10 protein-coding genes are annotated in these 12,191 nt (G+C 54.6%); 3 read left to right on the top strand and 7 right to left on the bottom strand.

Annotated elements, in window-relative coordinates:
• Positions 1 to 36: 36 nt before the first annotated feature.
• Entirely contained in the window at positions 37 to 1,236 is a 1,200-nt protein-coding gene (locus ACUTQ5_RS18025; RefSeq protein WP_445652348.1) for an MFS transporter, read from the bottom strand.
• A 103-nt stretch (positions 1,237 to 1,339) separates the two neighbouring features.
• Between ACUTQ5_RS18025 and ACUTQ5_RS18020 the strand changes: the two genes are divergently transcribed.
• Complete coding sequence (locus ACUTQ5_RS18020; protein WP_445652347.1) at positions 1,340 to 2,218, top strand: LysR family transcriptional regulator; 879 nt, start codon at positions 1,340 to 1,342, stop codon at positions 2,216 to 2,218.
• A gap of 39 nt (positions 2,219 to 2,257) precedes the next feature.
• On the opposite strand, the gene proX (ACUTQ5_RS18015) is transcribed toward ACUTQ5_RS18020, so the two are convergent.
• The 6 genes from proX (ACUTQ5_RS18015) to ACUTQ5_RS17990 all read right to left on the bottom strand — a co-directional run bounded on the left by proX (ACUTQ5_RS18015) (position 2,258) and on the right by ACUTQ5_RS17990 (position 9,387).
• On the bottom strand, positions 2,258 to 3,259 hold the full coding sequence (gene proX / locus ACUTQ5_RS18015) for a glycine betaine/L-proline ABC transporter substrate-binding protein ProX (RefSeq protein WP_261093275.1): 1,002 nt from the start codon (positions 3,257 to 3,259) through the stop codon (positions 2,258 to 2,260).
• 51 nt (positions 3,260 to 3,310) lie between these two features.
• Positions 3,311 to 4,303: a glycine betaine/L-proline ABC transporter substrate-binding protein ProX gene (gene proX, locus ACUTQ5_RS18010; RefSeq protein ID WP_445652346.1), complete on the bottom strand. Its 993-nt coding sequence runs from the start codon at positions 4,301 to 4,303 to the stop codon at positions 3,311 to 3,313.
• Between the two features lie 57 nt (positions 4,304 to 4,360).
• Complete coding sequence (gene proW / locus ACUTQ5_RS18005; protein WP_445652345.1) at positions 4,361 to 5,479, bottom strand: glycine betaine/L-proline ABC transporter permease ProW; 1,119 nt, start codon at positions 5,477 to 5,479, stop codon at positions 4,361 to 4,363.
• Entirely contained in the window at positions 5,472 to 6,674 is a 1,203-nt protein-coding gene (gene proV, locus ACUTQ5_RS18000) for a glycine betaine/L-proline ABC transporter ATP-binding protein ProV (RefSeq protein ID WP_445652363.1), read from the bottom strand. The genes proW and proV overlap by 8 nt, the downstream gene beginning before the upstream one ends.
• 406 nt (positions 6,675 to 7,080) lie before the next feature.
• Positions 7,081 to 7,767 carry a response regulator gene (locus ACUTQ5_RS17995; protein WP_445652362.1) on the bottom strand — a complete coding sequence of 229 codons (687 nt, stop codon included), beginning with the start codon at positions 7,765 to 7,767 and terminating at the stop codon, positions 7,081 to 7,083.
• Between the two features lie 21 nt (positions 7,768 to 7,788).
• Positions 7,789 to 9,387, bottom strand: a complete 1,599-nt coding sequence (locus tag ACUTQ5_RS17990) for an ATP-binding protein (RefSeq protein ID WP_445652344.1) — start codon at positions 9,385 to 9,387, stop codon at positions 7,789 to 7,791.
• Positions 9,388 to 9,713: 326 nt separating this feature from the next.
• Here ACUTQ5_RS17990 and ACUTQ5_RS17985 point away from each other — a divergent pair, with 326 nt between their 5' ends.
• Positions 9,714 to 11,069, top strand: coding sequence for a 2-hydroxycarboxylate transporter family protein (locus ACUTQ5_RS17985; protein WP_445652343.1), 1,356 nt, complete (start codon positions 9,714 to 9,716; stop codon positions 11,067 to 11,069).
• A 133-nt stretch (positions 11,070 to 11,202) separates the two neighbouring features.
• Positions 11,203 to 12,147, top strand: coding sequence for an MBL fold metallo-hydrolase (locus ACUTQ5_RS17980; protein ID WP_445652342.1), 945 nt, complete (start codon positions 11,203 to 11,205; stop codon positions 12,145 to 12,147).
• Positions 12,148 to 12,191: the final 44 nt, after the last annotated feature.

Raw genomic sequence — 12,191 nt, 5'->3', positions numbered from 1 at the left:
GCTAATAAATTCCAGCTATGACTATTCGCTTGCTAATCAGATGGCCGCCGGTCCCTGGGGATCATGGCGCTTGCCGCACCACCAGGTCAGCAGGTTGAGCAGGCACAAAACGCTCCCGGCAGCGGCAACGCCGGTCCAGCCCGCATGTTGATAGGCTGAAGCGGACAGCAGCGAGCCGAGTGCCCCACCGATAAAATAGCTGGTCATGTAGCCGGCGGTCAGACGGTTGCGCGCTTCCGGCATAATGCGGTAAATCACGCTCTGATTGGTGACGTGTACGGCTTGTACGGCCAGGTCGAGGAGCAGAATACCGGCGATCAATGCCCATAAGGATTGTTTAGCGAAAGCTATGGGTATCCATGAAAGTAGCAACAGCACCAGGCCCACGCTGGTGGTTAACCCGGCCTTGCCCTGATCCGCCAAATGTCCGGCGCGTGAAGCTGCCAGCGCACCGGCAGCGCCGACCAGGCCGAACAGACCTATCACCCCTTCGGAATAACCAAACGGCGGAGCCGCCAGTAAAAAGGCCATCGAAGTCCACAGCACGCTGAAATTGGCGAACGACAGCGCCCCGAGTATTGCGCGGGTGCGCAGCAGCGGAGTACCGCAAAACAGGGTGAAGATCGATTTCAGCAACTGCGGGTAATTCAGCCCCGAATGCTGCTTGTAGCGCGGCAGGGCGCGCCACAGGATAAGCGCCATCAGGATCATCAGTACGCTGGCGACCCAGTAAATGGTGCGCCAGCCGCCGATCGAAGCCAGCGCTCCGGCCACGGTGCGTGCCAGCAAGATGCCGAGCAGCAGCCCGCTCATAATAATGCCGACGGTTTTGCCGCGTTTTTCCGGGTGTGCCAGCGTCGCCGCCAGCGGCACCAGGATTTGTGCGACTACCGAGAATAGCCCGGTGAGTGCGGTACCGAGGATCATCATCGGCAGGGTCGTGGAACTGGCGGTGATCAGCATGCCGCCTGCCGCCAGCAGGGTCATAAAGACGATCAGTCCGCGGCGTTCAAACATATCGCCGAGTGGCACCAGCAACAGCAGGCCAACGGCGTAGCCCAACTGGGCGGCAGTGACGATAAAGCCGGCCTGATTTACCGATAAACCGAAGTTTTGGGCGATGGTTTCCAGCAGAGGCTGGGCGTAATAGTTACTGGCGACCGCCAGACCGGTGGCGATGGCGATCAGCACGATCAACGCTGGGCTGAGACCCGGCTGTGAATGTTGTTGGTTCATAGTTTTTAATCACAGAAAGAAGTTGGGCGCAGTATCGGGCAGGACAGCGCGTTAAACCAATGTATAATTTTCATTTGATTAATCTCATTTTTCGATAGATGCCATGAACCTGAAACAGATCCGCTTTGCGCTGGCGGTAGCCGAAGAGCAGAGCTTTACCCGAGCGGCACAGCGCTGCCATACGGTACAGTCAGCCCTTAGCCACCAGATAGCTAAACTGGAGGAGGAACTGGGCTGTGCATTGTTTGAACGTACCTCACGCCGGGTCAGACTGACCACCGCCGGGCAGGCGTTTATTCAGCCTGCACAACGGCTATTGGCGGCGAAGCAGACGCTGATGGAAGAAGTGCTCGCGGCCAGCGGCACGGTATCCGGCACCCTGACCATTGGCACTATTTCGACCATAAACGCGATTGATCTGACTGAAAAACTGGGCAACTTCCATCGTCACTATCCGGCGGTGAATATCCGGCTGTATGTAGGCATGAGCGAAGAATTGCTGGAAGACGTCCGCCAACAAAAAACCGACGTGGCGTTTGTCGGTATTTGGCCGGGGGATATCGATATGCTGCCGGTGTCGCATCGGCAGCTAACCGATGAGCCGTTGGTGGCACTGGTGGCGTCGCAGCATCCGCTGGCCAGCTGTCAGCGGGTCAATCTGCAAACCCTGTCGGAAGTGCCGCTGGTGGACTTTTACAGCGGCACCGGAGCCCGGCGGCAAACCGACCGCGCGTTTCAGGCCGCAGGTATCAAGCGGCATGTCAGTTTTGAAATTGATCATATTGAATGGTTGGAGAATTTGGTGCGGCGTGGTTTGGCGGCGGGCATTGTGCCGATTTCTACGGCGCAGCGTCTGAGTTCGCTGGTATCAATCCCAATTGAGGACGGTCCGCGACGACAGGTGTACTGCGTATGGCCGCAGCAGCTGTCTAGAACCGCCGAGCGTTTTTTGCAGTTTAGTGGGATAGATATTGCTGAATGAAGAGAGCGGAGCGCAGTGGAGAACTGCACCCCTGTACGATTACTTCTTGGCGGCTTCGGCGGCGGTTTTCACCCAGCCGTCAAAGGTGGCCTGATGCGCCTTGATCCAGCCATTAACGTGGCCCTGGATATCGGCTTCTGACGCCTGACCTTCATGCATCCGCAGGTTCTGCGCATTCACGTCGCTAATCGGCAACTTCATGATGGCAAACAGCTTGGCGGCTGCCGGGTTGGCTTCGGCCCATTTCTTGTTGGCGGCAATGCGCATGGTATTCACCGGGAAACCATAGTTGGCACCGTTTGGCAGCTTGGTATCCATATCTTTCAGCTCGCCCGGCATGGCGGAGAACGGCACCTGCAGCCAGACGACGTCACGGCCCGGTACCAGCACGTCACTCACCCAGTACGGCGTCCAGGTGTAATACAGCACCGGTTTGCCTTCTTTGTAGCGAGTGATGGTGTCGGCAATCATCGCCGCGTAGTTGCCCTGGTTGTGTTCGACGGTCTTATCCAGGCCGTAGGCCTTGATGTGGTGGTTAATCGCCGCTTCACAGCCCCAGCCTGGCGTACAACCGGTCAGATCGGCCTTGCCGTCACCGTTGGTGTCAAACAGCTTGGCGATCTTCGGATCTTTCAACTGCTCAACGTTGGTGATGTGGTATTTGTCAGCGGTTTTTTTGTCGATCAGGTAGCCCTGCGCCGCGCCGTTGACGTAAACCCCTTCACGGTAAAACTTGGCGTCGCCGCCAGCGGCCTTGTACTGATCGGCGTGCAGAGGATCCCAGTTCACCGCCAGGAAGGTTGCGTCGCCAGAGGCGATCGACGTGTAGGCGACGTTATAGTCTACTTCACGGGTGTCCTTGACGTCATAGCCTAACTTTTCCAGTGCTTTGCTGACCAGTAGCGTCTGGAAGGTTTCTTCAGATATGGTGCTTTGCACCGGCTGAACGCTAATGCCTTTACCCGGCAAGTCCGCGGCGGAAACCGCCTGTGAGCTAATCAATGTGGTAAGGGCAACCGCCCAGATTCCTGTAGTGCGCATAGTGAAATACCTTTTTTATGTTATGAAGCCGGGATTTCCGGCACGTCGGGATTATTTCGCTGCTGCAGCGGTGCTGACCCAACCGTCAAAGGTGGCTTGGTGGGCTTTAATCCAGCCGTCTACGTGGCGTTGTATATCGTCGGCGCTGTTCTCGCCCTTGTGCATCCGCAGGTTCTGCGCGTTCACGTCCGCCAGCGGCAGTTTCATGATGGCGAACAGTTTGGCGGCGGCCGGGTTAGCCTCGGCCCATTGCTTGTTGGCGACGATATGTTCGTTGTTGACGGAAAAACCGTAATTTTTGCCGTTCGGCAAGGCGGTATCCTTGTCTTTCAACGAACCTGGGCTGGCGGAGAACGGCACGGTTAACCAAACCACATCACGACCCGGTGCCAGCTCATCGCTCACCCAGTACGGCGTCCAGGTGAAATACAGCACCGGTTTACCCTGTTTGTAGCGAGTCAGGGTGTCGGCGATGATGGCGGAGTAATTGCCCTGGTTTTGAGTCACTGTGTTGCTCAGGCCATAGGCTTTGATATGGGTGTTAATGACGTTGCCGCACACCCAGCCCGGTTCGCAGCCGGCCAGATCGGCCTTGCCGTCGCCGTCGGCGTCAAACAGCTTGGCCAACTTGGGATCTTTCAACTGCGAAATATCGTGGATGTGGTATTGGTCGGCGGTTTTCTTGTCGATCAGATAACCCTGGGCCGCATTGGTAATATAGGCACCTTGGCGATAAAACTTTTTGTCGCCGCCGGCGCTTTGGTACATGTCGGTTTGCAGCGGCTCCCAGTTTACCGCCATATAGGTGGCATCACCGGAGGCGATAGAGGTATAGGCGATGTTGTATTCCACCTCGCCGGTCGGCTGGACGTTATAGCCCAGCTTGGTCAGGGCACGGTTGACCAATTCGGTCTGGAAGCTTTCTTCGGCGAGGGTACTTTGCAAGGGTTTAACCGTGACGCCTTTGCCGGGAAGTTCGACGGCGAACGCCTGTGTGCCAAGCAATGAAGTCAGGGCCAAAGCCCAAATTCCTGTCGAGCGCATAGTGGTTCCTTCGATTTTATCGGTTCCCCCGACGCTGGCCGGGGGCAGGGCAATCAATTATGGCTTTTTGATGAAGGGCCGGGTGAGCAGGCCGATGGGACCGTGTGCGTACCAACGCCCCATGCCTTTACTGCGGCGATCGCGCCCCAGCGACTGGGTGAGGCGGTCGAGAATAATCGCCAGGATCACGATACCGACCCCGCCGACGGCGGCCAGCCCCATATCGAGGCGACCGATACCGCGTAGCACCATCTGGCCCAGACCACCTACGGCGATCATCGAGGCGATCACCACCATCGACAGTGCCAGCATCAACGTTTGGTTTACCCCGGCCATAATGGTCGGCATCGCCAATGGCAACTGCACTTTAAACAGCAGTTGGCGCGGGTTGGCACCAAAGGATTCAGCGGCTTCAATCAGATCTTCCGGCACCTGCTTAATGCCCAGAATGGTCAGACGCACGATGGGCGGCAGGGCGAAGATAATGGTCACCACCACTCCCGGCACGTTACCGATACCGAACAGCATGACGATCGGCACCAGATAGACGAAGGCCGGCGTGGTTTGCATGGCGTCCAGCAACGGTCGTATGACCTTGCCTGCGTGCTTGCTGCGCGCCAGCCAGATGCCGAGCGGCAAGCCGATGACGATACAGAAGAACAGGGCAGTCAATACCAGCGCTAGCGTCACCATGGCCTGTGACCAGGCACCAATAGCGCCGATGGCAATCAGTGAGACCAGCGTGGCGGCCCCCATACCGAGGCTGGAAAGCTGCCAGGCAATCAGCGAGAACAGCAAAATGGCTACGGGTGCCGGCATACCCAGCAGCAGTTGTTGAAAACCGCTGAGGATAAAGTCAACCGGTACGCGGATCCCCTGGAACAGCGGACGAAAGTGTAGCACCAGCCAATCAATGCCGTGGGTTACCCAGGAGTCAAACGGCACCCAGGTCTTGTGGAACGGATCCAGCAGGTTGAAATGCTCCGGCTGGGCCGGTGCGCTGTTAAGCCAGTCGGAACCTTGAGCGGCCTGATTCGCGGCGTCATGGCTAGCCGGTGGTGGCGCGCTGGACCAGGCGTCGCCAGCGGCGGGGGCTGAATTTGCGGCGTCAGTGGTCGGTGCGGCACTGGCGTCGGCAGGCGCAGTGGCCCATGGATCCTGTGTAGTATCACTCATTCGTTGGGCCCTCTTTATCCAGGGCCTGCAACAGCATGGCCTTGGAAATAATTCCGATATAGTTATTTTCTTCGCAGACCACAGGTACCGCGCAAGGTGCCAGAGCGACCAATGAAATCAGTTCGCTTAGCGGCATATCGGCCGGTACCGGGGCGGGAGCTTCCAACAGGGCGTCATCCAGCGTCAGGTTGGCCGCCAGCGCCTGCTTGAGCGAATCTACCGACACCACGCCGATAAATTTCTTTCCGCGTTCAACAACATAACCATAATCGCGGTCTTCATCCCGCAGCAGCTGTAACGCTGAGCGCGGACCAAAACCGGGGGTTTTACGAATAAGCGCGACCGGACGACGCTTGGCGATATCCTTGGCGCTGAAAACATGGCTGACATCTACGCCACGGAAGAAGGTGCGTACATAATCGTTGGCCGGATTATTTAATATTTCCTCCGGCGTGCCGACCTGAATCACCTCACCGCCCTGCATAATGGCAATACGATCGCCAATACGCATAGCTTCGTCCAAATCATGGGAAATAAAGACGATGGTACGCTGATGTTGGGCTTGTAATTTGACCAGTTCATCCTGCATTTCGGTACGAATTAATGGATCAAGTGCTGAGAAAGCTTCATCCATCAATAATATATCTGGATTATTCGCCATGGCACGGGCTAATCCCACGCGCTGACGCATCCCACCGGAAAGTTCATCGGGATAAGAATGAGCGTAATTCTCCAGACCGACCTGACGCAGAGCCTCAAGGGCTTTTTCCTGACGTTCCTGCGGCGGAATGCCGGCTAATTCCATGCCGAATGCGGTGTTATTCAAAACATTCATATGCGGCATTAGAGCGAATGATTGAAACACCATGCTGATTTTATTTCGACGTACGGTTCGCAGCGCTCTTTCGGATATTTTCGATATATCCTCACCGTCAATCAGCACCTGTCCGCGGGTGGGTTCTATCAGACGATTGAGAAGGCGTACCAGGGTGGATTTTCCTGAACCGGAAAGCCCCATGATGACGAATATCTCGCCTTCTTCAATGGCCAGAGAGGCGTCTTTTACGCCTAGTGATAACCCGGTTTTTTCAAGCAGTTGATCTTTTGTCAGACCTTTCTCAATCAGTTTGAATGCGCGATCCGGATGCTCGCCAAATATCTTATACAGATTCTTTACTTCGAGTTTAATTGCCATGCAATTTGCTGTTTCCTCTGATGAATTATCAAGCGATAAAAAATGTCCCAATAGAAAATAATAGTCCCCTATACCCTAACACAGTGAATATCTGAGACAACCCTCAATGTCTGATGAATGGGATATTAGCGATTTACATCAACTTTTCGATTGGTTATGGTAGTGCGGTGGATATTCAATTATTTTAATCTGATATTCTCCTTAAATGATTGGTTTTAGGTAAGAATAATCCTGATGCAATAATCTTGTTATTTCCCCGCTCGGGGCTGAATTCAGACAATAAAAAACCCGACCATAGGCCGGGTAAAAGTCATCAGTATTTCATTAATTTCAACGACAGGTGCCGATATCGAGGGGATATCGGCACATTCATATTACCCGCTTAATATGACAGCCAGATGTCAGCTTAAACCTTGCGATACAGGCGGCGTGGATGGCCGATATTGCCGTACATCATCTCTACGCGCACGAACTGGGTAGCGACGCAATATTCCAGATAACGTCGGGCGGTGGTTTTGCTGATACCCACCTGTTTGACCACGTCTTCCACCGCGTGCGCCGCCTCCGGCTGTTCGATAAACAGTGCCTGCACCAACTCCAGCGTATTGGTTTCAATGCCCTTGGCACTGGGCTCGCTGGAGAACTGTTTGGATTGCAGGTTATACAGTGCGTCGACGTTGCTTTGGTCGATCACCTTAAAGGTACGCTGGGTTTGAACAAACTGCATAAAACGCTCCAGCGAGTTACGCAGCCGCTTATAGGATACCGGTTTAATGATGTAGTCGAAGGCACCGTTGCGGATCGCCTGGCTGCAGGTATTCATATCGCTGGCGGCGGTAATGAAAATCACCGAACAGCCGGGGTTTTTCACCGCAGTTTCTTCCATCAGTTCGATGCCCTGGCCGTCCGGCAAAAAGTTATCCAGCAGGATCAGACGTGGCTGGTGGGCCTTGACTTTGGCTCTGGCCTCGGCCAGTGTGGCGGCATAAGCCACCGCCCGCAGAGCAAAGTTCTGCTCGATAAACTCGGCGTGCAGCGTGGCCAACTGCGGCTCATCTTCCACGATCAAAACGTCCAGTGCTTCTGGTTGCATCATTCGGGTGCTCGAAACGGGTTATAAGGTTTTAGGGATAAATAAAGAAAAAATGGCCCCGTGCGGCTCGTTGTCCGACACTTCTATACTGCCATGGGCCTGCGCTACGTGGCTGGCGACCAAATGTAAACCTATGCCATGGTCACCTTTGTCATCTTTGGTGGTGATGCCTTGCTCGAACAACGTATCACGCACCTCGGGTGCAATGCCGGTACCGCGATCGGCCACTTCAATCACTAGCTCATTGCTGTTATCGCTAATATAGAGTTCTACCGCCTCATGTGGCGTGGTGCAATGCAGCGTAGCGTCTACCGCATTATCCAGCAAATTGCCGATGATCGACATCAGTTCGGTTTCATTCAGCGCCGCCGGGATTTGCCGTAGCTGACAGGCGGGATCGAAACGCAGCTCAACGCCTTTCTCCTTCGCACTGGAGTACTTGCCCAGCAGCAAACCACAGAGTGCCGCTGAACTGAAACGCTGTGAAATAAAGTCGAGGATCTCCTGTGCGCCTTCCGATTGAGCCTCCACATAGCGGATCGCCTCGTCGTAGCGCTGCATATGCAGCAGCCCGGCCAGGGTGGCCGTCCAGTTAAGCTGCTCATGGCGCATGATACGCAGGTTGTCCGCGTAGCGTTTAACCTGGCTGAGTTGGCTGCTCAGGGTATTGATGTCGTTCTTGTCGCGGAAGCTGATCACCCAGCCCTGCAACTCTTGTTCCTGCATGATACGCACCCGGCTGGCGATCACCCGCACGTGGTTAAAGCGACAAACCTCGTCATGAGTGTCGTGCCCCAACTGGGAAGCGCCGAAGAAGTCCGGCTGTGACAGGATAATCTCGCCGATATTGCGGCCCATCAGAGCGGCGGCGGGCTGGCGCAGCTCCAGCAGTTCACGCGCCGCGTGGTTGATGGTGATGATCCGAAGTTGCGGGTCGATGGCGATGACGCCTTCATAGATGGCTTCCAGCAAGGCTTTTTGCTGACGCACCAGCAGCGCAATTTCTTTGGGTTCCAGCCAGAACATCTGGCGTTTTAAATTCTTCGACAGCAGCCAGGAAAAAACAAACAGGGCGATTAATAACAGCACAATGGATCCGACGATTTGTGTCAGGGTTCTGGCATTTAGATTGTCGATATGGGATTTCAGATAACCGACCGAAACAATGCCGATGACGTTATTATGCTCATCCATAATGGGCGCTTTACTGCGCAATGAAATGCCGATGCCCCCTTTGCGGATGGAAATAATACTTTTCCCTTCCAAAACTTCTTTGTTATCACCCCCGACCATCGGGGTGCCAACAATATTGGCGTATTCAGAATGATAAAGGTGCCGGGTTTGCTTATCGCCGATGACGATATAGCTGGCATCGCTGCTGGCACGTATTTTTTTCACCAGCTCGGCAATTTTAACCGGGTCGTTTTGTTCCACCGCGTTGACCAGCGAGGGGATCAGGGCAATTTCCCTTGCCTGCACCTGCGCTCGCGCGCCGAGATCGCGATGCAGCTGGGCATCGAGCTGATAGTAGGTGTAAGCACCAATAAAGGTTAACAGTACGCAGGAGAAGGCAACCAGGCACAGGAACAGCTTGATTTGAAATGAGAGCTTTATGCGCATGGTTTGGGAGGCACCCTGAGAGATCCTGAGCGCTTACCCTATCATGAGTCGCCGTTAATGTAATATTGCGCCGGATCAACTTGTGATCGCCGCCACGGGTTTATTCTTGGCGGGTCGCTGCATTCACGACTGCAATAAAAGTGATAAGTTTTAAAGTCAAAATAACGTTAACACCATTAAATCTACGATCTATTTTACATAACCTCAATTAACACCATAGAAACCATAACCACCATTAAAAACCCTTTTTTATTTTGAACAAAATCACAGCAGATAATCCGTGCATTTCTCTATGATGGCTGAACAAACTAATAAGAGGCCAGATTATGAGCACAACAGATGATTCTTACCTCGTCGCCAAAGATAAAGCCGCTGAAATACCGTTGCGTGAAAAATGGTGGCACATACTGGATAACTACAAAGTAGGGATTATTCCGTTGCCGTTCTTTGTTCTGGCCGGCGTGCTTATTTTGCTTGATTGCCTTGAAGGGAAATTACCCAGCGATATCGTAGTGATGGTTGCAACGCTGGCCTTCTTTGGTTTCGCCTGCGGTGAGTTCGGTAAACGCCTGCCGCTGATCGGCAAAATGGGGGCCGCGGCGATCTGCGCCACCTTTATTCCTTCCGCGCTGGTGCATTACGGCCTGTTGCCGGATGTGGTGGTGGAGTCGACCACCAAATTCTATAAATCGACCAATATTCTGTACCTCTATATCTGCTGCATTATCGTCGGCAGCATTATGAGTATGAACCGTCAGGTACTGATCCAGGGCTTCCTGCGCATTTTCGTACCGATGCTGTGCGGTGAGATTGCCGGCATGCTGGTGGGCATGGCAGTCGGTATGGCTCTTGGACTGGAACCCTTCCAGATCTTCTTCTTCCTGATCTTGCCAATCATGGCCGGGGGCGTCGGTGAGGGCGCGATCCCGCTGTCGATGGGCTACGCGGCAATTTTGCATATGGAGCAGGGTGTGGCGTTAGGACGTATTTTGCCGATCGTGATGCTCGGCAGCCTGACCGCCATTGTGCTGGCCGGCTTGCTGAATCAACTCGGTAAACGCTATCCGCACCTGACCGGTGAGGGTAGCCTGATGTCGAGCCAGCAGGGCGACAGCGAAATGAGCGCAGTGGATAAAATCAGCGGCAAGGCGGATGTCAGTACCATTGCCTGTGGCGCGCTGTTGGCCATCCTGCTGTATATGGTAGGAATGCTGCTGCACCGTATGATTGGGCTGCCTGCACCGGTTGGCATGCTGTTCGCGGCGGTAGCGGTGAAGCTGGCACACGGCGTTTCCCCACGCATTCAGGAAGGTTCGCAGGTGGTGTACAAGTTCTTCCGTACGGCGGTGACCTACCCGATTCTGTTTGCCGTTGGCGTAGCCATCACCCCATGGCAGGAACTGGTTAACGCTTTCACTCTCCAAAACCTGGTGGTGATTGTCAGCACCGTTTCTACCCTGGTGGCGACCGGCTTCTTCGTCGGCAAAAAAATTGGTATGCACCCGATCGACGTGGCGATTGTCTCCTGCTGCCAGAGTGGGCAGGGCGGCACCGGTGATGTGGCCATCCTGACTGCCGGTAACCGTATGTCGCTGATGCCGTTTGCCCAGATCGCCACCCGTATCGGCGGTGCGATCAACGTCTCACTCTCTTTGTTAGTGCTGGCTAAATTCTTCGTATAACAAAAAAACCACAGTTTTCTTTGCCTTTCCCCGCCCCCGCGGGGATTTTTTTGCCTGTGTCATCGCTCCTGCGGGCAGGCTATGGGTTTTGCGTCAATACTTAGCGCTGTCAAATTTACCATAAGGAGTCGTTATGTTCTGGAAAGGTTACCTGCTGGGGGCGGCGCTGGCCGTCATGTCGCTGCAAACTCTGGCCGCTGCGCCACAGGTAAAAATCCCCGCGCCGGGTTTTTATCGCATCATGCTGGGCAGTTATGAAGTCACCGCCTTGTCCGATGGTGTGCTCCGTTTGCCGGTGGACAAACTGCTGCTTAACAGTTCGCCAAAGCAGATCGAAGCCGCCTTGGCCGAGCGCCATCAGAAACAACCGGTGGTCACTTCGGTCAATGCCTATCTGATCAACACCGGCAGTAAGCTGATCCTGATAGATACCGGTGCCGGCAAGTTGCTGGGGGACGGGTTGGGCAAGCTGGTTGCCAACCTGAAGGCCGCCGGCTATCAGCCGCAGCAGGTGGACGAAATTTATCTGACCCATCTGCACCCGGACCATCTCGGCGGTTTGTCGCAAAACGGCAAGGCGATATTCCCGAATGCGGTGGTGCGCGCCAGTCAGCAGGATGCCGATTTTTGGCTGAGCGAGAGCCGATTGAAGCAGGCGAAGAGCGAAGACAAAGTCTCGTTTGAAAGGGCAATGGCGGCGATCAAACCCTATCAGGTTGCCGGGCACTTTAAATCTTTCGCCAGTGACGGTGAGTTATCTCCAGGGATCAGCGCGTTTGCGGCTCATGGTCATACACCGGGGCACAGCATTTATCTGGTCGGGAATGAAGGTAAAAAGCTGCTGGTGATTGGCGATCTTATCCATGTTGCGGCAGTGCAGCTTCCCGATCCGCGCGTTGCCATAAGTTTCGACAGCGATGCCAAAGCGGCAGTGGCTCAGCGCCTGCGAGTCTTTAGTGATAGCGCCCGACAGCGTGTGCTGGTGGGCGCTGCGCATCTGTCATTCCCGGGATTGGGTTATCTGAATCAGCAGGGTGAAGGTTACAACTGGGTACCCTTGGACTACGGCACCCTGTAAACCATTGACCGCCCTTATGGGCGGCTTGCATGATGACCTCAAAC

The organism is Serratia sp. NA_112.1 (assembly GCF_052691715.1).
This window is presented reverse-complemented; position numbering and strand designations above follow the sequence as displayed.

Coding starts and splice junctions, on each gene's coding strand:
- ACUTQ5_RS18025 (WP_445652348.1), bottom strand. CDS start 1,236: ATGAACCAACAACATTCACAGCCGGGTCTCAGCCCAGCGTTGATCGTG.
- ACUTQ5_RS18020 (WP_445652347.1), top strand. CDS start 1,340: ATGAACCTGAAACAGATCCGCTTTGCGCTGGCGGTAGCCGAAGAGCAG.
- proX (WP_261093275.1), bottom strand. CDS start 3,259: ATGCGCACTACAGGAATCTGGGCGGTTGCCCTTACCACATTGATTAGC.
- proX (WP_445652346.1), bottom strand. CDS start 4,303: ATGCGCTCGACAGGAATTTGGGCTTTGGCCCTGACTTCATTGCTTGGC.
- proW (WP_445652345.1), bottom strand. CDS start 5,479: ATGAGTGATACTACACAGGATCCATGGGCCACTGCGCCTGCCGACGCC.
- proV (WP_445652363.1), bottom strand. CDS start 6,674: ATGGCAATTAAACTCGAAGTAAAGAATCTGTATAAGATATTTGGCGAG.
- ACUTQ5_RS17995 (WP_445652362.1), bottom strand. CDS start 7,767: ATGCAACCAGAAGCACTGGACGTTTTGATCGTGGAAGATGAGCCGCAG.
- ACUTQ5_RS17990 (WP_445652344.1), bottom strand. CDS start 9,387: ATGCGCATAAAGCTCTCATTTCAAATCAAGCTGTTCCTGTGCCTGGTT.
- ACUTQ5_RS17985 (WP_445652343.1), top strand. CDS start 9,714: ATGAGCACAACAGATGATTCTTACCTCGTCGCCAAAGATAAAGCCGCT.
- ACUTQ5_RS17980 (WP_445652342.1), top strand. CDS start 11,203: ATGTTCTGGAAAGGTTACCTGCTGGGGGCGGCGCTGGCCGTCATGTCG.